14 protein-coding genes are annotated in these 24,393 nt (G+C 72.3%); 7 read left to right on the forward strand and 7 right to left on the reverse strand.

Going from position 1 to position 24,393, the window contains the following annotated elements; translation table 11 throughout:
- Positions 1-10: 10 nt before the first annotated feature.
- Both WMF26_RS39600 and WMF26_RS39605 read left to right on the forward strand, forming a co-directional pair.
- Positions 11-277 (forward strand): DUF1971 domain-containing protein, encoded by a 267-nt coding sequence (locus WMF26_RS39600; protein WP_437996955.1) that lies wholly within the window; start codon positions 11-13, stop codon positions 275-277.
- A 681-nt stretch (positions 278-958) separates the two neighbouring features.
- Entirely contained in the window at positions 959-2,041 is a 1,083-nt protein-coding gene (locus WMF26_RS39605) for a glycoside hydrolase family 11 protein (RefSeq protein ID WP_437996956.1), read from the forward strand.
- Between the two features lie 536 nt (positions 2,042-2,577).
- Here WMF26_RS39605 and WMF26_RS39610 read toward each other — a convergent pair.
- Entirely contained in the window at positions 2,578-3,438 is an 861-nt protein-coding gene (locus tag WMF26_RS39610) for a glycoside hydrolase family 11 protein (RefSeq protein WP_437996957.1), read from the reverse strand.
- A gap of 687 nt (positions 3,439-4,125) precedes the next feature.
- A complete protein-coding gene (locus WMF26_RS39615; protein ID WP_437996958.1) occupies positions 4,126-4,833 on the reverse strand; it encodes a glutathione S-transferase N-terminal domain-containing protein in 708 nt (235 codons plus the stop codon).
- Positions 4,834-5,186: 353 nt separating this feature from the next.
- On the opposite strand from WMF26_RS39615, the gene WMF26_RS39620 reads away from it, so the two are divergent.
- Positions 5,187-7,583 (forward strand): alpha-amylase family glycosyl hydrolase, encoded by a 2,397-nt coding sequence (locus WMF26_RS39620; protein ID WP_437996959.1) that lies wholly within the window; start codon positions 5,187-5,189, stop codon positions 7,581-7,583.
- A gap of 66 nt (positions 7,584-7,649) precedes the next feature.
- On the opposite strand, the gene WMF26_RS39625 is transcribed toward WMF26_RS39620, so the two are convergent.
- Positions 7,650-8,672, reverse strand: a complete 1,023-nt coding sequence (locus WMF26_RS39625) for an NADP-dependent oxidoreductase (protein ID WP_437996960.1) — start codon at positions 8,670-8,672, stop codon at positions 7,650-7,652.
- A gap of 235 nt (positions 8,673-8,907) precedes the next feature.
- On the opposite strand from WMF26_RS39625, the gene WMF26_RS39630 reads away from it, so the two are divergent.
- Both WMF26_RS39630 and WMF26_RS39635 read left to right on the forward strand, forming a co-directional pair.
- Positions 8,908-9,393, forward strand: coding sequence for a hypothetical protein (locus WMF26_RS39630; protein WP_437333346.1), 486 nt, complete (start codon positions 8,908-8,910; stop codon positions 9,391-9,393).
- Positions 9,394-9,533: 140 nt separating this feature from the next.
- Entirely contained in the window at positions 9,534-13,649 is a 4,116-nt protein-coding gene (locus tag WMF26_RS39635) for a kelch repeat-containing protein (protein WP_437996961.1), read from the forward strand.
- Between the two features lie 330 nt (positions 13,650-13,979).
- Here WMF26_RS39635 and WMF26_RS39640 read toward each other — a convergent pair whose 3' ends face one another.
- Positions 13,980-15,017, reverse strand: coding sequence for a D-alanine--D-alanine ligase (locus WMF26_RS39640; protein WP_061623048.1), 1,038 nt, complete (start codon positions 15,015-15,017; stop codon positions 13,980-13,982).
- 901 nt (positions 15,018-15,918) lie between these two features.
- On the opposite strand from WMF26_RS39640, the gene WMF26_RS39645 reads away from it, so the two are divergent.
- Positions 15,919-17,508 (forward strand): ATP-dependent DNA ligase, encoded by a 1,590-nt coding sequence (locus WMF26_RS39645; RefSeq protein WP_437996962.1) that lies wholly within the window; start codon positions 15,919-15,921, stop codon positions 17,506-17,508.
- A gap of 15 nt (positions 17,509-17,523) precedes the next feature.
- On the opposite strand, the gene WMF26_RS39650 is transcribed toward WMF26_RS39645, so the two are convergent.
- The 3 genes from WMF26_RS39650 to WMF26_RS39660 form a co-directional block, all read right to left on the reverse strand.
- Entirely contained in the window at positions 17,524-18,759 is a 1,236-nt protein-coding gene (locus WMF26_RS39650) for a hypothetical protein (protein ID WP_437996963.1), read from the reverse strand.
- A 625-nt stretch (positions 18,760-19,384) separates the two neighbouring features.
- A complete protein-coding gene (locus tag WMF26_RS39655; RefSeq protein ID WP_437996964.1) occupies positions 19,385-22,213 on the reverse strand; it encodes an ATP-binding protein in 2,829 nt (942 codons plus the stop codon).
- A gap of 96 nt (positions 22,214-22,309) precedes the next feature.
- Positions 22,310-22,909 carry a hypothetical protein gene (locus tag WMF26_RS39660; RefSeq protein ID WP_437996965.1) on the reverse strand — a complete coding sequence of 200 codons (600 nt, stop codon included), beginning with the start codon at positions 22,907-22,909 and terminating at the stop codon, positions 22,310-22,312.
- Positions 22,910-23,170: 261 nt separating this feature from the next.
- On the opposite strand from WMF26_RS39660, the gene WMF26_RS39665 reads away from it, so the two are divergent.
- Positions 23,171-23,824 carry a hypothetical protein gene (locus tag WMF26_RS39665; RefSeq protein WP_437996966.1) on the forward strand — a complete coding sequence of 218 codons (654 nt, stop codon included), beginning with the start codon at positions 23,171-23,173 and terminating at the stop codon, positions 23,822-23,824.
- Positions 23,825-24,393: the final 569 nt, after the last annotated feature.

Below are 24,393 nucleotides of genomic sequence, written 5' to 3' on the forward strand. Positions count from 1 at the left end.
GCCCGACGGGGTGGTAGCCCACAAGCGAACGGCAGAGTTCGACGACGGCTCGAGCCGAGCGGCCCGCAAAAATAACCATGCGACCAAACCCGGCGTGTGGGGTGTAAACCACATTGTCTCCGGGCGGCTCCGTTATCGCATCCACGGGCTCGGCGCTCGAGAGATGCTGCTCGATCCGGAGCGCCCTGGGCTCGTGGGATCCGAGGAGATGCATCAGGCCGCCCCCGACGGTCCGGCGCGCTTCTTCTTCGCGGAGTTTCGCCGCAAAGCCGGATAAAGCCGGACAAAGCCGGACAAAACCGGATAACCTGTTTCAGGATCGAACCCACGCACGCAACGTGACTGTAGCTCGCACGGCGCTGCAGGACGGCGCTGTAGAGGGCGCTCGGGGACGAGCGATCGGGACAAAGAAAAGACTCTTGACTTTCCCCCCCCGTATGTATGAATATCCTAATCCTCCTTGGCGGTCCGGGCCGTTCTGGGCCGGGCGGCGCAGTCGGTTGCTGGATCGCTGAGGGCCGACCCCGAGTGATGCTACTTGCCGGGGTTGCTTGCTTTTTGCAGCTGTTCGCCCGAGTTGTCCCTGCTTTCTCGGAGTGATGCCCCGCCCTATCGCACGGGGTGCTCGGATGTGAGCAGCTATCACGACAGACATCGTGATTGCCAGGCATGTGGTCGGCGCAGGCCCGCGGGAGCATTCGTGATCACCGGATCACGAGCACGCGGGCTGGAAAATATTAACGCTAACCGATGAATCGGTGTGCTCGCGGGCGTCCGGGTGGTTCACAAATCCATCTCGATCAGAAGACGCGGCTCGACCGGTTTGATCATGGAGAGATCTTAAATGCGCATCGCTACCTTACTTGGCTACTTATCCGCTACGGTCGCCTGCGGCCTGCTGGCGTGCAGCGTTGAGCAGATCGCGGACGACGAGGACGCCGCGCTCCTGGAGTCCGCGGTGGACAGCTCGGACCGCTCGGTGTCGGCGAACCTCGCCATCCAGTCGGACTGGGGGAACGGCTACTGCGCGAGCGTGAAGGTGACGAACAACACCCGCACCAACCCGGGGATCACCGGCTGGAGCGTGGTGATCGGGCTCAACGGCTCGACCAGGAGCAACCTGTGGAACGCGAACGCCACGGAATCGGGCGGGCAGCTCACCGCCACGAACGTGGGCCATAACGGAGCGTTGTCCAAGGGCGGTTCGACGGAGTTCGGCTTCTGCGCGAACGGCACCGGCCGGCCTTCGATCGTCTCGGTCACCGGCAACGGCGGCTCGGTCAGCGGCGGCACGACCTCGTCCTCCTCGTCGAGCAGCAGCGTGAGCTCGTCCTCGAGCTCCTCGTCGACCACCGGCGTGGGCGGCGGCGGCGGCGCGGGCGGCTCCGGCGGCGCGGGCGGCAGCGGCGGCGCGGGCGGCAGCGGCGGCGCGGGCGGCGGCGGCAGCACGTGCACGGCTGCCAACAGCCAGTACTGCTCCAATCAAACCGGCACCCATTGCGGCTACACCTTCGAATATTGGAAGGACAACGGGACCGGCTGCCTGACCAACACGGCGGACGGCTTCAACGTCACCTGGAGCAACATCAACAATCTGCTCGGCCGTAAGGGCATCAGGCCCGGTACGAAGAACACGGTCGTCAACTACACCGCCGACTACCGGCCGAACGGCAACTCGTACATGGGCGTCTACGGGTGGACGAAGGGCCCGCTGATCGAGTACTACATCGTCGACAGCTGGGGCAGCTGGCGTCCGCCGGGCGGCGAGGGGTTCATGGGCACCGTCACCAGCGACGGGGGCACCTATGACATCTACCGGACCCAGCGCGTCAATCAGCCGTCCATCGAGGGCAACACGACCTTCTATCAGTACTGGAGCGTCCGCAAGGACAAGCGCTCGAGCGGGACCATCACCGTCGCCAACCACTTCAACGCGTGGGCGAGCAAGGGGATGAACCTGGGGAGCCTGTACGAGGTCTCGATGCTCGTCGAAGGATATCAGAGCAGCGGCTCTGCGAACGTGCAGTTCTCCATGAAGTGAGCGCCGGGCCTTGAGCTCGGGCTTCCTCTCCCTCGCCGGTCTGGGCGCTCGCGATCACGAGCGCCTCCCGACCCCAATCCTCCACATCGGCTGAGCTCCCCAACACCGGAGCGCGATCACGGCGCCCGTCCCGTCGACCGGAGGTCTTCGGGGCGGGCGCGCCGTCGTCGGGCTGCGGGGCGAGAGCTCCCGGCTCCTCGAAGAGGAAATCGAACCACAGAGGTACAGAGGGCACAGAGGAGAGAGAAAGACATGAGCTCTTTCTCCTCTTCTCTGTGCCCTCTGCGCGTCTGTGGTCTTCTTTATTTCTCAGCCTTCATGGGTTGACGACGGGAGCCTCTGGGACAGGCACCGCGGGGGCGTTCGATGCTGGCGGAGGCGACGCTCCGCCCATCGTGGCGCCAGAAGGCGTAGACGCTCTTGGGGATGAACGGCAGCGGGCTGAGGCCGCTCTCCGGGAAGATGACAGGAGAGACGTGCGGGGAGCTCGGCGGCCAGGATCCGCGCCGCGCGCGGCGGCGCTCAAGGCCCAGCGCTCATTCCATGGAGAACTTTACGTTGGCCTGACCGCTGCTTTGATACCCTTCCACGGTCATCGAGACCTCGTACAAGCTCCCCAGGTTCATGCCCAGGCGCTGCCACGCGTTGAAGTGGTTGGCAACGGTGATGGTTCCGCTCGAGCGCTTCTCCTTGCGGACGCTCCAGAACTGATAGAAGGTCTGGTTCCCCTCGATGGAAGGCTGGTTGACCCGCTGGGTCCGATAGATGTCATAGGTGCCGCCATCGCTGTCGACGGTACCCATGTGTCCCTCTCCGCCCGGCGGACGCCAGTTGCCCCAGCTATCGACGATGTAGTACTCGATGAGCGGGCCCTTCGTCCATCCGTAGACACACAGGTACGAATTCCCGTTCGGGCGGTAGTCGGCTTCGTAGGTGACGATCTGGTCCTTCGACCCGGGCCTGATGCCTTTACGGCCCAACAAGTTGTTGATGTTGTTCCAGTTGACGCTGAAGCCCTCGGACGTGTTGGTCAGGCATCCAGTCCCCGAGTCCTTCCAGTACTCGTAGGTGTATCCGCAGTGCATGTTCGTGCCATTGTTGCAGACCTCCCGGTCGGGCTCCGTGCACGCCGCAGGCATGCCGCCGGTCGCGCTCGAGCTCGTGGTCGCGCTCGTGGTCGTGGTCGTGGTCGTGGTCGTGGTCGCGCCCGCGCCCGCGCCCCCGGTTCCGTCCGAGCCCCCGGTCCCGCTCGCCGACGTTGTCGTCACGCCGCTGGTGGTCGTGACGCCGGTGGACACGCTGCTCGACGCGTCCGAGCCCCCGACCCCGCTCGTCGTCGCTGTCGTCGCGCTGCCGCTGGTGCCGCTGGTAACGCCGGTAACGCCGCCCGTGGTCACGCTCCCCGGCCCAGCCGAGCTGCCGCCCGACCCAGGATCCCCAGAGGGTTCGTCCGACCCCGCGCAACCCACGGCAACGAACCCTAAAACCAAAGCGAAAGTTTGTAGTGAAGCTAGACGCACAGATCCTCCTTGGCTTGATGACGCTAATTCCCGGCAACCGACTTTTTGATCACAGCCGGCACCATCGCGCGGCGCCGCAACGATCCAGAGGGGCGTTCCAGCCGCCCATTCCAGGGCCAGCCCTAAGGCTCGACCCGGCTAAGCCACGAAGTAAGGCCGCAAAACCGTTTAAGGTAGGTTTACTAACAGTGGTCGAGACGAGCCGCCCGCATCCCACCGGATGGTATAAGGGGGTAGAAAAAGCAAAACGATCCGAGCGTGTCAAGGCGAATTGCCCTGCTCTCTTCAGCCGACAGGAGGCTCGCTTTCACGATCCGCCTCCCTCGCTCCCTCGCGAGCGCTGGTGCGCGCTCTCGCTCGCGGTGATCCTCGTGCTCGGCGAGGCCCCCGCCCGGGCGCGCCCGGGCTCTGGCGCCGCCGGCTGCTCGCGCCGCGGCGCCGCGGACTGAGGAGGGGCCGGCGGCGCACGGGGAACCCGCGGAGCTGACCGCGGTCTCGATGGATAGATACCATCGATCGCGCCCACGCACGTACCCGGCCCTGGCGCCTCCCGCAGGCAGGCGGTCAGCCGTTGCGCGACGGAACGCCCAGCCCGCGCACCACCGCGGGCCGCGCGGCGAAGGCGTCGAGCACGCGCTTCACCTCCTTGAAGTCGTCGAACCCCACCACCTCCCCCGCCCCGTAGAAGCCCACGAGGTTGCGCACCCACGGGAAGATCGCGACGTCGGCAATGGTGTAGTCATCGCCCAGCATCCACGCGCGCCCGCGCAGGTGGCCGTCGAGGACGCCCAGCAGCCGCTTCGACTCCGACGCGTAGCGGTCGCGCGGCCGCTTGTCCTCGTAGTCCTTGCCGGCGAATTTGTGGAAGAAGCCGAGCTGGCCGAACATGGGCCCGATGCCGCCCATCTGGAACATCACCCACTGGATCGTCTCGTAGCGGCGCGCCGCGTCCTGCGGCAGCAGCTTCCCGCTCTTCTCCGCCAGATACAGCAGGATCGCGCCGGACTCGAACAGCGCGAGCGGCTTGCCGCCCGGGCCCTGCGGATCGAGGATCGCCGGGATCTTGTTGTTCGGGTTGAGCGAGAGGAACTCTGGCGAGAGCTGGTCGTTGGTGTCGAAGGAGACAAGGTGGGCCTCGTAGGGCAGGCCCATCTCCTCCAGCGCGATCGACACCTTCACGCCGTTAGGCGTGGCCAGCGAGTAGAGCTGGATGCGGTCGGGATGCCGCGCAGGCCACTTGCGTGTGATGGGGTAGGAAGACAAATCGGTCATACGGGATCTCTTGTTGTTGGAACCGGCGGAGTGAGGCACTCCGGCCGGCTCGAGGCCGGGACGCGAGGCACTTCCGCGCCCGAGAGAGAGGAAATCGAAACGTTTGGGGGCCGTCAAGCCCCCGCTGAGGGGCGCGCGCCGGCTCGACTCGCCGGGGTGGCGAGGCGAACGCCCGAGTACGGGGCGGAGCGCCGGCGGAACCGGCGCCGCACCCGTTGGCGACGCGACAGCATGGGCGGAGCGTCGCCTTTCTCCGCGCCGTTTGGGGCGATTCTCCGCGACGCCTGCGCTGACACGCCTCCCGTGATCGGATACTCCTCGAGGCCATGTCGCGCCGCCGCAATCCCTTCGTGATGTCCGCTGTCTACGCCGCCATGCTCCTCGCCGTCCCGCTCGCGTGCGGGGACGATCATGAGCTCGACGCCGGTCAGGGAAAGGGCACCGGCGGCGGCGGGGCCGGCGGTAGCGCCGGGAGCGACGGCGGCGGCGGCGGGCTCGGCGGCAGCGGCGGGCTCGGTGGCAGCGGCGGGCTGGGTGACAGCGGCGGGCTCGGCGGCAGCGGCGGGCTCGGAGGCAGCGGCGGCGCCAACTGGCAGGGCGATGTGCTCTGTCCGACGTCGTTCGCGTTCAACGCGCCCCCGGGCGCCACGGACGTCCGCGTCCCCGGCGAGTGGAACGGGTTCGATCTCGACACCGCCCCGGAGCTCCGCGAGGGCGGCGCGCAGGGGCAGCTCGTGGCCACGGTCGATCTGCCGCCCGGGCTGCACGCCTACAAGATCACGTATCGGTACGGCGGCGAGCTCGCGTGGGTGCTCGACCCGGCCGAGGGGCGCCGCAAGTACGTGGGAGGGATCGAGAACTCCGCCGTCAAGGTCCCCGACTGCCGCCTTCCGGCGTTCTCGGTCGCACAGAGCCAGGTGGCCCGCCCCGCCGCCGGAGAGGGCGCCTTCGAGGCGCGGCTCGCGTACCGGGACGGCATCGAGGGCGCGGGCCCGGACGCGGCCGCGTTCGAGGCGACGCTGCAGGATCAGGACGGCGGCGCGCGCCCGCTCACCGCGCAGGAGATCTCGGTGGACGAGCGCGGCGACGTGCGGATCGACGTGCGGGGCCTCGACGACGGCAAGTACCGGATCACCCTGCGCGGGGCGACCCGGAGCGGCCGTGTCGGCGAGCCGCTCCGGCTGGTCTTCTGGGTCGAGGCCGAGCCGTTTTCGTGGGAAGACGCGCTCATCTACATGGTCGTCACCGATCGTTACCGCGACGGCGATCCGGCCCTGAACGCGCCCGCCACGCCGGGCGCCGATCCGCGGGGCGACTGGGCCGGCGGAGATCTCGAGGGGCTGCGGCGATCGATCGAGGACGGCACGCTCGACGCGCTGGGCGTGCGGGCGATCTGGCTCACGCCGTTCCAGGAGAACCCGGCCGGCGCGTACCCGGCGAGCGATGGAGTCCACCAGGTGACCGGATATCACGGGTACTGGCCCATCAAGGCGCGCGAGGTGGATCCGCGGCTCGGCGGGGCCGAGGCGCTGCGCGCGGTGGTGGCCGAGGCGCACCGCCACGGGATCCGCGTGCTCCAGGACTTCGTGGTGAACCACGTCCACGAAGCCCACGAGTACGTCGCGTCGCACCCGGATTGGTTCCGGACGGGGTGCGTCTGCGGCACGGACGGCTGCGACTGGACGTCTCACGCCCTCGACTGCATGTTCGCGGGGTATCTGCCCGACGTGAACCACACCGTGCCGGAGGCCAACGCCGCGTTCGTCTCGGATGCGGTCTACTGGCTCGACGAGTTCGATCTCGACGGGCTCCGGGTGGACGCCGTGAAGCACGTCGAGGAGATCGCGACGCGCAACCTCGCCGCGGAGGTCCGGGAGGCGTTCGAGCCGGCCGGCACGCGTTACTTCCTGATGGGCGAGACGGCGATGGGCTGGAACGACTGCGCCCCGCCGTGCAACGACGAGAACTACGGGACCATCGCGAAGTACATCGGTCCTCTGGGGCTGGACGGCCAGTTCGACTTCGTCCTTTATCACGGGGTCTCGTACCGCACGTTCGCCTGGGGGGACAGGGGCATGCTGCACGCCGCATATTGGGTGGAGGATGGGCAGAAGCGTTGGCCGGAGGGCGCGATCATGACGCCGTACATCGGCAGCCACGACACCGCCCGGTTCGCGACGCTGGCCGACTACCGGGGCCAGGACGTCGCGCACGGCCGGGATGTCCCGACCCGCCAGTGGTCGGACACCGCGGAGGCCCCGGCGTCGTCCGACGTGTATGCCCGCGTGCGGCTCGCGATGGCGTGGCTGCTGGGCCTCCCCGGCGCGCCGCTGCTCTATTACGGCGACGAGTACGGCGAGTGGGGCGGCGTCGACCCGAACAACCGCAGCCTGTGGCGTCCGGAGGAGGAGCTCACGCCGGACGAGCGGGAGACGCTCGATTTCGTGCGCCAGCTCGGCGCCGCGCGCCAGGGCGTCCCCGCGCTCCGCCGCGGCGCCTACGTGAACCTCACCGCCACGGAGGACACGCTGGTCTTCGGCCGCCGGCTCGCCGGGGGGAGCTCCGCGGTCGTGGCGCTGACGCGCGCGGCGACCGCGCAGCGCATCTCGGTGGAGGTGACGGGCGCGCTCGGCCTGCCGGCCGGCGCCGAGCTCACGGACGCGCTCGGCGGCGGCGCCGAGACCGTCTCCTCGACCGGCATGCTCTCGATGACGATCCCGCCGGGCGGCGCGGTGATCCTGGCGCCGTGATCTCCAGGGCTTCCGCCTTGTTCCGCGGTCAGGGCGCCCGCGGCGAGCCGGGGCGCCCGGCGCCGCTCAGGACGCGACGCGCACCAGCAGCTTGCCGAAGTTCTCGCCCTTGAGCAGCCCGATGAACGCCTCGGGGGCCTTCTCCAAACCGTCGACGATGTCCTCGCGGTACTTGATGCGACCTTCGCGGATCCAGCGGCTCGTCTCCTGGAGGAACTCGGGGCGCTGCTCGGCGAAGTCGCCGACGATGAAGCCGCGCAGCGAGAGGCGCTTCGCGAGCACCTGCTTCATCAGGCCCGGAAGGCGATCCGGCCCGGGGGGCGGCGCGGTGTCGTTATAGTGCGCGATGAGGCCGCACACCGGCACGCGGGCGAAGGGGTTCAGGAGCGGCAGCACCGCCTCGAACACGGCGCCGCCGACGTTCTCGAAATACACGTCGATCCCGCCCGGGCAGGCCTCCTTCAGGCGCGCTGCCAGGTCGGGGCCGCGGTGGTCGAGGCAGGCGTCGAAGCCGAGCTCGCGCACCACGTAGTCGCACTTGCGCTGCCCGCCGGCGACGCCGATCGCGCGGCAGCCCTTGATCTTCGCGATCTGCCCCACGACCGAGCCCACCGCCCCGGAGGCCGCCGCGACCACCACCGTCTCGCCCGGCTTCGGCTGGCCCAGGTTGAGCAGCCCGGTGTAGGCCGTCATCCCCGGCATGCCGAGCACCCCGAGCGCGGTCGAGATCGGGCCGAGCGCTGGATCCACCTTGCGCAGGCCGCTCCCGTCGGTGATCGCGTACGCCTGCCAGCCGGTCCGCCCCTCGACGAGGTCGCCCGGCGCCAGGCCGTCGACGCTCGACCGCAGCACCTCGCTGACGGCGCCCCCGACCATCACGTCGCCGACCTCGACCGGCGGCGCGTACGACGGGCCGGCGCTCATGCGGCCGCGCATGTACGGATCCAGCGACAGATAGAGCGTGCGCAGCAGCGCGCGGCCCTCGCCGGGCTCGGCGAGCTCTTCTTCGATCAGCTTGAAATCGGACGGCGTGGGCTCGCCGACCGGACGGGCGGCGAGGACGATCTTGCGGTTGCGCTGGGAGGTCATGGTCCGTCGATCCTGCTCGAAACCGGCGCGATTGCCAGAGCGCGTCGGAGAGACGCAGGGATCCGGCGAGCTCGGCGAGGCGCGGGGCTCCGAGGCGCGGCGCTCGCGGCGCTCGCGGCCGCCGGGCGGCGAGCGGCGAGCGGCGGGCGGTAGCGGTAAATGATCGCGGGAACACGCCGCGCCGGCGCTGTCCGATTGAGCCCCGCGGCCGTCGCGGGTATGCCGAAGCCGCACGATGCAGTCACTCAACGCGATCCAGTTGCCCGAGGAGCTCCGCGAGCCGCCCCCGCGCCCCTGGGCGGCGCTGCGGCACGCCCGGCACCAGCTGGCTGGCGTGGGCTACGCGCTGCTCGTCTGGGCGGGGCTCCTCGGGGTCGGCTCGCTCTACCGGCACATCGATCTCGTCGCGATGCTGCTCGCCTTCTCCTTCGCGGTCATGCCGTTCGTGCTCCTGTATCAGGTGCTTGGCAGCTACACCGCCTGCCGCCTGGCGCTGCGCGGCGCGCCGTCGGCCGCGCAGATCTACGAGGGCGTCGTCGTGACGAGGTTCGGGACGGTGAACGTATGGCACGTCGTCGTCGCCGGCCAGCACGTGCGGATTCGCGCGGACGCGCCGCTCCTCAAGAGCATGGTGGTGCTCGTGACGCCGGAGACGAGCGGGGGAAAGCGCAGAGTCGGCGTCTATCATCCCAAGATCGGCATCTGCACATCGCTCGTGTGAGCCGCGCGCGCCGCGCGGTTCGGGGGTGAGCGGCGCGCGCCGCGCGGTTCGGGGGTGAGCGGCGCGCGCCGCGCGGCGCGGGCGGCAGCGCGCTCGCGGCGCCGTTGTGGCTGGCGGGCCGGCGTGAGACATTCGCTAGCATGCGAGCTGGGTGGGCTTTTCGCGTGCTGGCCGTGGTCATCCTGGCGCTGGCCGCGGCGGGGTGGATGAGCGCGCTCGGGTGCGCGGCGGGGCACGACCGCGCCGCCGCAGCGGCAGCGCAGGTGCAGCACCGGTTTCCGGCGCAGGCCGCCGAGGTGCTGGGCAGCAGCGCGCTCGACGCGCCGTCGGCGAGGGACGGAGGCTTCGCGCTGGGCGCGGCTGGCCGAGCCGGACGCGGAGCACGGCTCCAAGCCGAGCTGCCGCGCGACGGCGGCGGCTGGGTGCGGCTCTCGGGCCCGGGCGGCTTCGAGGTGCGGGTGCGGGAGACCGGCGCCTCCGGCCCCGGGGCGATCGTGGACGGCGCGGTGATCTACGGCCGCGCTGGCGGCGCGTCGTTCTGGCGGGCGGCCGACGGCGGCATCGAGGAATGGCTCACCGTGGAGCCCGGCGCCGCGCCGGCCGGCGCGCCCGTGGCCGTCTGGGAGGTCGACGGCGCGGCGCTGCGGCAGCGCGGCGAGGCCGTCGAGGTGGTGGACGCGGCGGGGACACCGCGGCTGCGCGTCACCGCGCCGCGCGCGTTCGCGGAGGGCGGGCGGCCAGTCGCGGTGCGCCTCGAGGCGCGCGGGGCGGAGATCGCGCTGCTGGCCGAGGCGTCGGGGGAGCTCCTGCTCGTGGATCCGCTGTGGCGCCCGGTTGGGGCGATGGCCGAGAGGCGGGATGGGGGGCATACGGCGACGCGGCTCGGCGGCGACGACGGGCGCGTGCTGGTCGCGGGCGGCAGGGGCGGCGAGGCCTATGTCGCGAGCGCGGAGCTATATGACCGGGCGAACGACAGCTGGGCGCCCGCGCAGCCGATGAGCGGCCCGCGCCACGATCACGCCGCCCTGCTGCTGGACGGCGGGCGAGTCCTGGTCGTGGGCGGCTCCGACGGCTCGGGCGCGCTGGCGAGCGCGGAGCTGTACGACCCGGCGGAGGACCGCTGGGTACCGGCGCGGCCGATGAGCGACGCGCGCCAGGGCCCCACGGCGACACGGCTCGACAGCGGGTTGATCCTCGTCGTGGGCGGCTGGAGAGACGGCATCTTTCTCGCCAGCGCGGAGCTGTACGACCCACGGGAGGACACCTGGACCGCGGCGGCGCCCATGAGCATCGGACGCTACGGGCACAGGGCGACGCTGCTCGGCAATGGGCGGGTCCTGGTCACGGGCGGATACGACGGCTCGGAGGCGCTGGAGAGCGCGGAGCTGTACGACCCGGCGGCAAACAGCTGGACGCCGGTGCAGCCGATGAGCTCAGCGCGCCACAGGCACACGGCGACGCTGCTCGATGATGGGCGGATCCTGGTCGCCGGCGGCGTCGAAATCTACTGGGGAGAGGAAGAAGAGGAGGAGAGAGAGGGCGAGCTCGCGAGCACGGAGATCTACGATCCGGTGAGCGGCATCTGGGCGGTGACGGCGCCGATGAACTTCGGGCGCTCTCAGCACACGGCGACGTCGCTGGCGGACGGGCGGGTCCTCGTCGCGGGCGGATACTCGGTCGTGGGCGACGCCGCGTGGTCCGGGTACCTGGCGAACGCGGAGATCTACGATCCGACGGCGGGGTCGTGGTCGGATGCGCCGGCGATGGCCGTGGGCCGCAGCGGTCATACCGCGACGCTGCTCCCGGACGGCGGAGTGCTCGTGACGGGCGGCAGTCAGGGCGGCGATGAGAACGACGAGGTCTACGACCCGTCGGGCGCGAGCCCGTGGTCGGAAGCAGCTCCGATGGTGCGCTCGCACTACCGGCATACGGCAACGCTGCTGGCCGATGGGCGGGTCCTGGCCGCCGGCGGCTACGGGCCCGGCAACATCCCGAGCGCGGAGATCTTCGACCCCATCACGCGCACCTGGACGGAGGAAGCACCGATGCTCATCCCGCGCTGCGAGCACACGGCGACGCTCCTCGACGACGGGCGGGTCCTGCTCGCGGGCGGCGAAGGGCCCGACTACGTCCCAATCGCGAGCGCGGAGATCTTCGACCCCATCGCGCGCACCTGGACGGCGGCAGCGCCGATGATCACCGCGCGCGACGAGCACACGGCGACGCTCCTCGACGACGGGCGGGTCCTGGTCGCCGGCGGCTACGGGGCCGACTACATCCCCGTCGCGAGCGCGGAGATCTTCGACCCCGCGACGCACACCTGGACGGCGGCAGCACCGATGATCACCGCGCGCAACCACCACACGGCGACGCTCCTCGACGACGGGCGGGTCCTGGTCGCCGGCGGCTACGGAGCAGACTACATGCACCTCGCGAGCGCGGAGATCTTCGACCCCATGACGCTCACCTGGACGGCGGCAGAACCGATGATCGCCGCGCGCTCCCAGCACACGGCGACGCTGCTCGACGACGGGCAAGTCCTGGTCGCCGGCGGCTACGGGGCCGAGTACGGCGGCCTCGCGAGCGCGGAGGTGTACGACCCGGCGACCCATCGCTGGACGGCGCGGGCTCCCATGAGCACCAGGCGATACCAGCACACGGCAACGCGGCTCCTGGACGGGCGGGTCCTGGTCGCGGGCAAGGCCGTATCCGAGAGCCACGGCGGCGCGAGCGCCGAGGTCTACGACCGGGCCACGGACAGCTGGTCTCCGGCAGGGACGATGTACTCCGAGCGATTTGGCCACGCAGCGACCCTGCTGCGCCATGGCGAGATTCTGGTCACCGGCGGTGGGGGCACCGGCGGCATCCTCGCCAGCGCCGAGATCTACTCCCCCGTCCTCCCCGGCGCTCCCTGCGACGCCGACGCGGACTGCGCCGGCGGCTCCTGCGTCGACGGCGTCTGCTGCGACGCTCCTTGCGCGGGCGCCTGCATGGCCTGCTCCGCCGCGAAGAAGGGCGCCGGCCCCGACGGCGTGTGCGGGCCCGTCCAGGCCGGCGCCGATCCGGACGGCGACTGCGCGGCGGAGCCGGCCGCCACCTGCGGCGCCAACGGCTCCTGCGACGGCCGCGGCGCCTGCCAGCTGTGGGCCCAGGGCACCCCCTGCGGCGCGGCCTCGTGCAACGGCGCCTCCGAGATGGTCGAAGCCCCCCTCTGCGACGGGCGCGGGATCTGCGCCGAGGGCGACACCCGGTCCTGCGGCGATTACCGCTGCGTCGCGGGCGCCTGCCTCGCGGGCTGCACCTTCGACACCCAGTGCGCCGAGGCCGCCTACTGCGCGGAGGCCGGCGGCGACTGCCTGCCGAAGAAGCCCGTCGGCGCCGCGTGCGCGCTCCCGAAGGAGTGCCTCAGCGGGCTGTGCCTGGCCGGCGTCTGCACGCGCGACAGCGACGATGACGGGGTCGCCGACCACGAGGACAACTGCCCTGAGGTCCCGAACACCTCCCAGACCAACACCGATGGTGGCCTGTCCGCGGGAGACCCTCTCGGCGACGCCTGCGACGACGACGACGACGCCGACGGCCATCCCGACGCGGCGGACAACTGCCCCCTTATCGCGAACCCCAACCAGGCCGACGCCAACCGCGACGGGATCGGCGACGCCTGCGATTGCGCGAGCCCGCGCAAGGCCGACGGCAGCCCGTGCGACGACGGCAACGCCTGCACGCAGACCGATACCTGCCAGAACGGCGCCTGCGTGGGCAGCAATCCGTTCCTCTGCCCGCAGCCCGACGCCGCCGTCTGCCGGGACGCCGTCTGCGAGCGGGCCACCGGCAACTGCGGACAGCGCTACAAGGTCGACCGCGCGCCCTGTCCGGGCGGCGAGTGCATTGCCGGGGGCTGCTTGCTCGCGGAGGGCTCCGGCGACGGCGGCGCGGGGGGCGACGGCGGCTCCGGCGGCGATGGCGGCGCCGCCGCGTCGACCGGCGCCGGCGGCACCAGCAGCGGCGACGGCGGTTCTGGCGGCGACGGCGGCTCCAGCGGCGACGGCGGCGCGCCGCCCAAGCCCGCCCCGGAGGGGAGCCCGCCGCACCTGCACGGAAACGGCTGCGCCGCGGCGCCCGACGCCGGCCCTGGCCCCCTCGGCTCGGCCGCGCCCTGGCTGCTCGCTGCGGCCCTGGCCGCCACGCGATGGCGGCGCCCTGGCCGGAGCCCGGCGACACGGCGCGCGCGCGCCACCCGCGGCGCTCAAGCCTGAGAAGGCGCCGCGGGCAGCGACCCGCGACGGTGCCCACCGCGAGCCGCCTGAGCGTCGGTTTCCCCCGCGGAGGCATCCACCAGCGCCATCAGGCGCTCGCGCGCGAACCGAGAGCCGCGAGCGCCACCCCCGTCGACAACAACGCTTCCGTGATCGGGAATCGACGCCTCACGCGCGATGCGGCCCCTGCGAACGGACCCGCGATTCAGAATTCGCGCTGATCTGCCCCTGAGGGCAATGGCATGAGGTCGGTGCCAGGCGCTGCCGGGCGCCCATGCCGGGCGCCCCGTGCCGGACGCCCGCCTTCAGCCCCCTGCGGGGCACCCGCCCTCAGATCGCTGACTTCACGAGCCGCAGCCGCTTCTCGGCCTGTCCCCGCTCGCTCAGCCGGAGCTCCGACGCCGCGGGCGCGCGGCGCCGCACCGGCTGGTGCAGCCGAGCGCTCGCCAGGATCGCCTCGCACAGGTCGCCGAACTCGTAGCCTGCGGCCGCCGCGATCTTCGGCAGGAGGCTCGTCGTGGTCATGCCCGGCAGGGTGTTCACCTCGAGCACGTACTCGTTCTCTCCGCCGGTCACGAGCAGGTCCACGCGCACCGCGCCGGTGCACCCGAGCGCCTGCGCCGCCCGCTCCGCCAGGTTCAGGACCCCGCGGTACCGGGTCGGCGGGAGGCGCGCCGGCATGTGATACTCGGTCATCCCCGGCGTGTACTTGGCCTCGTAGTCGTAAAGCCCCTTCTTCGGCACGATCTCGATCGCGCCAAGGACCTTCCCGTCCAGGATCCCCACGTTGACCTCGGTCCCCGCCACGAACCGCTCCACGATGGCGGCGTCGTCGAACTCGAACGCCAGGGCGAGCGCCGACCGGAGCTCCTCGAGCGACCCGGCCTTGGTCACCCCGAGGCTCGACCCCTCGCCGCGCGGCTTGACGATGACCGGGAACCCGAACGAGCCGTGGATCGCCTCGAGCTCGTCGAGCTCCTGGTGCGCACCCACAGTGTAGTAGGGAGGCGTCGGCACGTTGTGCAGCCGGAACATCTCCTTGGCCTTGAGCTTGTCCATCGCGAGGGCGCTCGCGAGCACGCTCGACCCGGTGTACGGGATCTGGGCGAGCTCCAGGACGCCTTGCACGCACCCGTCCTCCCCGAGCCGCCCGTGCAGGGCCAGGAAGGCCGCGTCGAGCCGCGCGCGCTGCAGCGTGGCGCAGAGCTCCGTGCCGAACCGGTCCCCGAGCGTGATCCGGACGACATCGTACCCGCGCGCCTCGAGCGCCTCGGCGACGGCCGCGCCCGAGCGCAGGGACACCTCGCGCTCGCCCGACGAGCCGCCCATCACGACGCCGACCCGCCTCCGGACTTGCCGCTCCACCATCGAAGAACCTCCGTCACCTTGTCGTGAGGACACCAACGCCACGCCAGCGCCTCCCGTTCCAGTCAAACTGCCGGAGAGGTGCCGCGCAAAAACCAGGCCAGCTGCCTTCAAAGCCCCAAAAATCGGCGGCCTTGCAGCGGAGGGCGGTATTCCTGAGCTGTGGTTGAGGAAAACTGCGCCCGCCCGCCGTGTTCACCTGCCCACGGCGCGCTGACGCCCAACCCGGTATCAAGGCCGGCGGCGGAGGTCAACTAAACGGAGCGATCTCGCCGTCGGAGGGCGGACGCGGCCGGGCCCTCTCGCGGGGCCCTCGCACGGCGTGCTCGGGAGTCGCGGGGCGGCTCCGCGCGGCCCTCCGCGCCGGAGCGGCGCGGGCGCGTCGCGCGCTTCGCGCCCGGCGACTCGCCACGAGCGGCACACCGGATCTTGGTAAGGTGGGCAGCACCTTCGCCGGCTCACGGTGCGGGCGCCGGAGCGACGGAGACACTCCCCTCCCCGCTTACGTGTCTGCGTGCTGAATCGTTGGCGCGGCCGCGCCGTCGGCTCGGACGCGCGGCGGCTCCAGCGCCGCCGTCAGCTCGGGTGTCTTTCGTCGTTCGAGCCACCCAAGATAGCCTGATAATTCGTCACCATTCTCCGTAAGTGGCTGCAAAGGAGAACGGCCGCGAATCCGGCACGCAAGAGCGCTTTTCTGCCCCGCGGCCTTACACCGTTTGGTAGGCTCTCTCTCAGCCCATGCGGAGAGCTCTTGGCGCCCGTGGGTCAGGTCTGATCCTGCGGAGTTCCTCGGCTCGGTTCCTCAGCTCGGTTTCTCGGTTCCGTGGCAAGGGACACACCGCGGCGGCCTCATCATAGGACCCCTCGAGCGTGCGCCCTCGAGATGCCAGGGTAGGATACCTGCGTGCTCGTTTCCGATCTCGTCGCCACTTCCGATCGTGTCGCCACCACCTCCAGCCGTCTCGAAAAGATCGGTGCGCTCGCCGATCTCTTGCGCCGCCTCTCGCCCGAGGAGGTGCGGATCGGCGTCGACTGGCTGGCCGGGCGGCTGCGTCAGGGCCGGATCGGGCTCGGGCCCGCGATGGTCACCGACGCCCGCCGCGCCGGCCCGTCCGCCGTCGAGCCCGCGCTCACCCTGGGGGAGGCCGACGCGGTGTTCACGGAGATCGCGCGCACCTCGGGCTCGGGGTCGGCGGCGCAGCGCCGCGCGGCGCTCGGCGGGCTCTTCGCGCGCGCCACCGAGCTCGAGCGCGACTTCTTCGCGCGGCTGCTCGTCGGCGAGCTCCGCCAGGGCGCGCTCGAGGCGGTCATGATCGAGGCGGTGGCGCGCGCCGCGGGGCTGCCGCCGGCGTCGCTGCGGCGCGCGGTCATGCTGGCCGGCGACGCGGCCGAGGTCGCCAAGGCCGCGCTGCTCGAGGGGGCGCCCGGCCTCCAGCGCTTCTCGCTGCAGCTGCTCCGCCCGGTGCAGCCGATGCTGGCGCAGGCGGCCGACGACGTCGCCTCGGCGCTCGGCGAGCTCCGCGCGGCGGCGCTGGAGTGGAAGCTCGACGGCGCGCGCGTGCAGGTGCACAAGGCCGGCGACGAGGTGCGCGTCTTCAGCCGCAGCCTGAACTCCGTCACCAAGGCGGTCCCGGAGGTCGTCGAGGCGGTGCGGGCGCTCCCGGTCCGCTCGATCGTGCTCGACGGCGAGGCGATCGCCTTCCGCGCGGACGGGGCGCCCCACCCGTTCCAGGTCACGATGCGCCGCTTCGGCCGCACGCTCGACGTGGCCGCGCTGCGCGCCGAGCTGCCGCTCCGCGCCCTGTTCTTCGACGTGCTGCACCTCGACGGCGAGGACCTGCTCGATCGGTCCGGCAGCGAACGGGCCGCCGCGCTCCGGCAGGCGCTCGACCGGTCGCTGCGCGTCCCGCGCATCGAGCTGCCGACGGAGGCCGAGGCCGAGGTGTTCTTCGCCGACGCGCTCGCCCGCGGCCACGAGGGGGTGATGGCGAAGTCGCTCGCCGCGCCCTACGAGGCCGGCCGGCGCGGCAGCTCGTGGCTCAAGGTGAAGCGGGCGCACACCCTCGACCTCGTCGTGCTCGCGGTCGAGTGGGGCAGCGGCAGGCGCCGGGGGCTGCTCAGCAACCTGCACCTCGGCGCGCGCGATCCCGGCGCCGGCGGGTTCGTGATGCTCGGCAAGACGTTCAAGGGCATGACCGACGAGATGCTCGCGTGGCAGACGCAGCGGCTGCTCGAGCTCGAAATCACGCGCGACGCGTACACGGTGTATGTGCGGCCGGAGGTCGTCGTCGAGATCGCGTTCGACGGGGTGCAGGCGAGCCCGCAGTACCCGGGGGGGGTCGCGCTGCGGTTCGCGCGGGTGAAGCGGTACCGGCCGGACAAGGCGGCGGGGGAGGCCAGCACGATCGACGAGGTGAGGGCCATCCATGCGGGGGCGCTGGCGCATGAGGCGGCGGAGAGGAGGGAGGCGGGAGGAGGAGGAGAGGAAGCTTGATGACCGCACTCCGCCTCAGAGCGGAAGGTGCGCGAGGAGGATGTCGCCCCACCCTTCGCTCTTCAGGGCGCCGAAGCTGGTCTGCGCTTCTTCGTAGAAGCTCGTCACGATCGCGAGGTTCCCTTTCGCGTCGATCGCGGAGGCGCCCATACCGAAGAACCCGTTTTGCGTGTCGCTGATCATCGTGCCGACCTCGACGATCCTCCGCTGCGCGACGAACGCGCCAGTGCTTGGCTCGTAGGTGGCAATGTAGCTTCCCCGCTCGTCCACCCTGCCGCCGCCGAGGTCGAAGGGCGCCCTGAGCGAGGCGATGAGCGCGACCCGGCCGTCGGGGATGAACGAGAGGCTGGTCGAGACGACGCCGGCGGCCGGGAGCGGCTTCGCCCATCGGACGGCGCCGTCCTCGCCGGCGAGCTTCGCGAGGAACGCGCCGCCCGTGTCGCCGATCGGCCCCTCCCCGAGATCGGCGCCCACCGCGAACTGGCCGGCGATCAGCACGTCGCCGCGCTCGTCCAGGAGCAGGGTCTGCGCCTTGTCGCCGAGGCCCATGCCGTGATCCTCGGGCGCGCCGAAGTGCCTCGACCAGAGGTGGGCGCCGTCCTCGCCCGAGTACTTCGCCACCCAGGCTTGATCGCCCCTCAGCCCGGTGATGGCGCCCCCGCCGAGGTCGGCGCCGCCGGAGAAGTTCCCGGCGACGACGATGTCGCCGTGCAGGTCCACGGCCACCCCGCCGATCGGAGCGAACGACGAGGCGTATCCGGACAGATGTCCCACGTCCGTCGCAAAGCGGACAGCCCCGTCGGCGGCGAACCTCGCGAGGGTGAGGCTGCTCCCGGACTGGGCGGCGACGATGACGTCATCGCCGGGACCGACGGCCACACGGCCTCCGAAATCGAAGCCGGCGCCGCCCAGGCGGTGCATCCAGCGCGGGGCGCCGCCCTGGTCGAGCGCGAGGACGAAGATGTCGTCTCGCTCCGGCTCGTCCAGCGCGAGGTCGCCGGCCTTGAGCGGTCCGCCCGAGGCGTGGCCGACGACGGCGATGCCGTCGTTTGCGTCGACCGCGATCCCCGTGGCCGTCACCAGGCTGCCGCCGAAGCGGTGTGCCCAGCGCAGGGCGCCGTCGTCCGCGTACTTGGCGATGAAGAGGTCCTCGAAGCCGGCGAGCGGCGTGGCGCCCTCGCCGAAGTCGGCCGCGCCGCGCGAGCTCCCGGCCAGAACGACGTTCGCGCCGCCGTCGATCGCGAGGGACATCGCATCTTCCATATCCGGTCCGGAGATCTGCCGGTGCCATGCCCCCTCGGCCGGAAGCGCGCCGCCGGCCCCCGCCCCCCCGCTCCCCACGGCGTCGCCGCCCGCGCTCCCGCCGGATCCCACCGATCCCGCCCCCGGCGCGCCGCTCGACGCGACGGCGGCTTCGGTCTCACTGGTCGGGCTGCAGCCCGCGAGCAGCATGGCAGGGGCAACGACAATCAGGGCAGAAGGGATGATGCGCATGTAGTGACCTCCGCTGAGCAGGCTACGTCCCCGCCGCAGCGTCTCCCCTTAATCCTCTCTTAAAGTGATTCGCGCGCTCCCCCGCTCCCGGCCCATTGCCCACCGATATCCGCAGGCCCCCGGAGAGGGTGATCGTGGGGCGGGGCGGGGTGGGGGATGGGCCGATGTTTGAGGCAGGGACATGGCGCCTCCGGCGCCATGTCCCTGCCGAGTTCGGCGGGGCCCCCACCCCGCCCCGCCCCACGATCACCCTCTCCGGGGGCCGTCCAGCCGGCAACTACCCCCTACCCCCTACCCCCTACCCCCTACCCCCTACCCCCTACCCCCTACCCCCTACCCCCTACCCCCTACCCCCTACCCCCTACCCCCTACCCCCTACCCCCTACCGCCGCTTCCCCCCGCCCCTGCCCTCGCCCTCGCCCGTCCCCCCGCGCGAATCGCCCCCGACCCTCGCGCCCGGCTCCACCGCGACGTAGTGGACGGGCAGCGCCGGATCCAGCGAGTACCCCTCCGCGTCTCGCCGGAGCCACGGCTTCATCCCGAGCTTCCGCAGCTGGTTCATCGCCACGTAGATCCGGTTCGCCGCCGCCTCCGGCAAGATCCGCTCGCCGGGCCACCCCGCCTCCTTCAGCGCCGCGAGCGAGAGCCCCCGACCCGGCGCACACCGCTGCTGCTCGGCCAGCGCGAGGAGCAGGCGCCGCGCCGCGTGGCGCTCGCGCAGATCGTGCCAGCCGCCGCCCGGCGGGCGGACGAAGCGCGCCCCCTCGGTCAGGAGGAGCTCGCGCTCGGCCCCCGCCCGCGCCTCGGCCACGTCGCCCAGCGCGGCCAGGCTGCGCTCCAGGATCCGCAGCAGCAGCCGCACGTCGTCCGAGCGGCTCGCGCTCGACGGCGACCCCTCGCGGGCGCGCGCGATCCTGCGCCGCGCCGCGCCCACGTGCGCCGCGGCCTCGTCCCCCTGCCCCGCGCGGCGCGCCGCCTGGGCGCGCGCGAGGTCGACGAAGCCCGACGCCACCCGCGCGAGCTCCACGTCGGGCTCGTCGCCGAGCTGCGCGAGCAGCCGCTCGGCCGGATCGAGCGCGCGCCGCGCCTCGTCCACCTCGCCCACCGACGCGAGCGCCGCCCCGAGGCGGCAGAGCGCGATCGCCTCGGAGCGGCGATCCCCCACCTCGCGGAGCAGCGCCACGGCGCGGCCGTGGCAGGCGCGCGCGTCGGCGAGGCGGCCCTCCTCGTGGTGGAGCGCGCCGAGGTTGCCGAGCGTGATCGCGAGCAGCCGCAGATCGCCCACCTCCCCGAGGATCGCGGCCGCGCGCTCGTAGCGCCGCCGCGCCAGCGCGGGCGCGCCGCGCTCCTGCTCGAGCAGGCCGGCGTTCGTCGAGAAGATCCCCTCCTGCCGGCCGTCGCCGATCTCCGCCGCGATCGCGATCGCCCGCTCGTAGTAGGCGGCCGCCTCGGCCTCGCGGCGCTCGTCGTGGTGGAGCGCGCCGAGGTTGCCGAGCGCGCGCCCCTCGGCGCGGCGATCGCCGAGGGCGCGGTGGAGCGCGAGCGCCTGCTCGTAATGGTCTCGCGCGCGCTCCATCTCGCGCCGGCCGTGGTGGAGCACGCCGAGGTCCGCGAGGATCCCGGAGAGGAGCGCCGCTTCGCCGAGCGCCGCCGCCTGCGTGCGGGCGCGCTCGAGGTCCTCGAGCGCCGCCTCCGCCTGCCCCCGCAGCCGCCGCGCGCGCCCCCGCGCCGCGAGCGCGCGGGCCACGACGCGCGGCTCGGCCGCGAGCGCCTCGGCCGCGGCGAGCGCGCGGTCGAGCAGCTCGAGCTGCGCGCCGAACGGGCCGCGGGTGCTGAGCACCGGCTCGATGGCGGAGAGCGCCCGCAGCGCGCGCTCGGCCGCGGCGCGGGGCGCTGCTGTGGCGACCGCTCCCTCGGCCGCGGCGCTGGACCCGGCGCGCGGCGCCTCCGCCGCGGCGACCGCGCCCTCAGCGATGGCGCCGGCGCGCGGCGTCGCCGCCGCGGCGAGCGCGCCCTCGGCGACGGCGAGCAGCTCCTCCAGGTCGCCGGCGATGCGGTTGAGCGCGTCGAGCGCGCCGCGCCGCTCGAAATCCGCGGCGGCGGCCTCGCCGGCGGCCAGGTAGAAGGCCGCGTGCCGCTCGGCCGCGGCCTCGCGCTCGTCGCGCTCGGCGAGCTTCTCGGCGGCGAGCTCCCGCACCCCCTCGTAGAGCGCGAAGCGCGTCGCCCCGTCGCTCCCCGGGGGCGCCGCGCGGAGCAGCGACTTGTCGCGCAGCGCCTCGATCCGGTCGATCGCGGCGGCGTCCGGCTCCGCGAGGACGGCCGCGGCCGCCGCGAGCGAGAACGGCCCGCGGAACACCGAGCAGCAGGCGAGCGCCCGTCGCTCGCGGTCGTCGAGGAGGTCCCACGACCACTCGATCGCGCTGCGCATCGTCGCCTGCCGCGCCTCCCTGCCGCGCGCCGCGCCCGCGAGCAGGCCGAGCCGGCTCCCGAGGCGCGCGAGCAGGCCGCGCACGCCGAGCACGCCCTCGCGCGCCGCCGCGAGCTCGATCGCGAGCGGGATGCCCTCGAGCCGCCGTACCAGGGCGGCGACGTCGGCGAGCCGCTCGTCGCCGGCCGGCGCGCCGCCGCGGTGGGCCGCGGCGCGGTCGAGGAAGAGGGCCACGGCGGCGCTGCGCTCGGCCGAGCCCTCGGCGGGGAGCTCGAGCGGGCCGAGCTCGCAGCCGATCTCCCCGGGCAAGCGGGTGCGCTCGCGCGACGTCGCGAGGAAGCGGACCTCGGGCGCCGCGCGCACCCACGCGTCGAGGGCGGGCGCTGCCTGCTCGAGCACGTGCTCCAGGTTGTCGAGCACGAAGAGCGCCGGCCCCTCGGTCGCGAGGGCGCGGCCGATCCGCTCGACGAGCGTCGCTTCCCGGCGCCCTGCCGCGACCTGCGCGCCGATCGCGCGCGCGACCGCGCCGCAGACGGCGCGCAGATCGCGGCAGGCGGTGAGCTCGCAGAGCCACACGGCCTCGGCCGGCCGCGCCTCGTCCCAGCGGCTGGCGAGCTCCAGGGCGAGCCGGGTCTTGCCCATGCCGGCCGGCCCCCAGACGGTCACGAGCCGCTCGCCGCGGCGGAAGAGCTCGGCGATCGCGGCGAGCTCGCGGTCGCGGCCGAGGAAGCGCGACGCGGGCACGGCGAGGTGCCGTCTGCGCGGCCGGGCTGCGTCCGCCATACGCGGACTTTCGATCAGGCGGGAGCGGAACTCAACGCCGGAGCGGGAGGGCGGCGGGGTGCGCGGCGGGGGCGCGGCGGGGCGCGCGGAGGAGGCTCAGGGTCGCCCGAGCGGCGTCACGAGCAGGTTTTTCCGTGCGCCGTCGAGCTCGACCTGCACCTGGATCCCGCGCCGATCGAGCGCGGAGAGCGGGCGGAGCGGCGTCACCTGGGCGAAGCGGTCGCCGACGGCGCACCAGGTGCCCTGGAGCGCGGGCGACTCGGCGCCTTCCGGGGTGAAGACCACGGCGCCGGTGCGGCAGCCGCCGTCGTCTGCCGCGTAGAGGCCCTCGATGCTGCCCTGCGCCGCGGGGCGCGCGCGGAAGGCGAGCTCCGCGCCGTCGGGCGCGCGCAGCCGGCCGGACTCGCCGCCGGGATCGGCGGTCGCCGTCCACCCGCCGCTCTCGATCGAGAACGCGCCGCTCGGGTCCTCGTGTCCCTCGAACCAGCGGGTCATGGTCGCGTAGGTGCTCGCGCCGCCGCAGACGTAGAGCGTGACCGCGCCCTCGCCGCGCACGACGGCGATCACGGCGTCGGTGCCGTCGACCGCGCCGACCGAGATCTCGGGCGGCGCGGCCTCGGGGTCGGCCGCGCACGCGGCGCAGAGCAGGGCGCCGAGCATCCCTGTTCCTAGCGCCAGTGCGCGGGCGGTCTTCATGCAGAGACGGATCCTCCCAGAGCGATGAACAGAACCCATGAGATCCGATGTTAATCGAAACCGGGGGCGGCGGGTGCGGGGCTCCGGGGTGGACACCGCCGGTTCCGTGCGCTCGAAGCCACGGGGGAGCGGCGGGAGCGTTCGCGCTGTGGCCCTTCGGTCGTTGACCAGCCAGGGGGGCGCTGGTAAGGTCGGCCACCATCTTCGAGTAGGTGGATCGGTCAATTGGGGGGGAAACCGATGAACCGTCGGTGCGGCGTCTTGCTCGTCATGCTTGCCTGCGGCTGCTCCATCGTGGATCCCAGCGATCGCGATGAGCTCAGAGACCAGATCGCGGCGATGCCCCCCGAGGAGATATCAAGGCTCAGGATCTTGGGCATGAACTCCGCAGCGCTCGACTGGCTTAAGGGTAGACCACCGGGAGACCAAATGGGCAAGATCCAGTGCCGCTACCAGGCTGGCGGTCAGTGGACCAACTGGGCCGACCAGGAGCCGCCGTTCATTGTCGACGATATGCGCGACTGCCTCATAAGACGACCTTTCTTGGTGACCTACGTGATGTGCATGGAAGAGTGGGAAGCCCTGCAGCGCCAAGAAAGAAAAACCAACCTCATGAATAGCCTGCCGATTCCGGGCGGAGCGACCGTCGAGTGCCGGTTCGTGTGGGATTTCCGCTACGAGCCGGAGAAGGCGCCGGCGGAGGTGACGAACCCCGAGGCGGTCGACACAGACGACATCATCAACACCTTGATCGCGCTACCCGCGCCGCCTCCTGGATGGGCCTTTCCTCGGCTCGTACCTCTCCTCTGCCCGCTCGGCGCTGGCCCGGGCTGGGGCTGCCCGCCGAAGCCCGCGGACCCCACGGGCGGACAGCCCACGGACCCGACGGGCGGGCAGCCGGGAGACCGGCCATGAGGTGGCTGACGAAGCCCCCCCCTGGAATGCTCCATTTGCATGAGGCGGGCCACGCATACGGCGTGTTTACGACCAAGGATCCCGAGCTCTGGAAATGGCACCTCGAGAACCTCGCTCAGCTGTGCGCCGCAGCATGGGACGATGACCTGCACGATGAAGATCGCGCATGGGCAGAGTCGTATCGCAAGAAGTTCAGCCGGTGGATTGGCGATTCTGGGCCCCCTGGCGGCGGACACAGGGTGAACGCAGGCCCCCGCAGGAGCCCCCGTGGGCGCTTCGACGGAGAGCCCACGCCCCCCTGGCCCATGCTGCTGGAGGCCGTTCAGAGCGCTTTCTTTTCCATGATGGAGGCCTCCAAGGAGATGCGCCCCGACACGAGCGAGCGTGCCGTGGAGGACCCGATGTCTCGCCTCCACCGGACTTATCTCTGGCGGACGCTGACCTCCGAGGAGACTGCCGAGGAACTCCGGGCCGAGGCGCTCCGCGCCTTCCGGAGGGGGTATCGGATCGGACGCCGCGGAAAGCCGGGGACGCTGACGAGGGCCATCCCTCCGATGCTGGACGCGCCC

It is taken from the genome of Sorangium sp. So ce185 (assembly GCF_051526825.1).
In the GTDB taxonomy this organism is placed as follows: Bacteria; Myxococcota_A; Polyangia; order Polyangiales; family Polyangiaceae; genus Sorangium; species Sorangium cellulosum_D.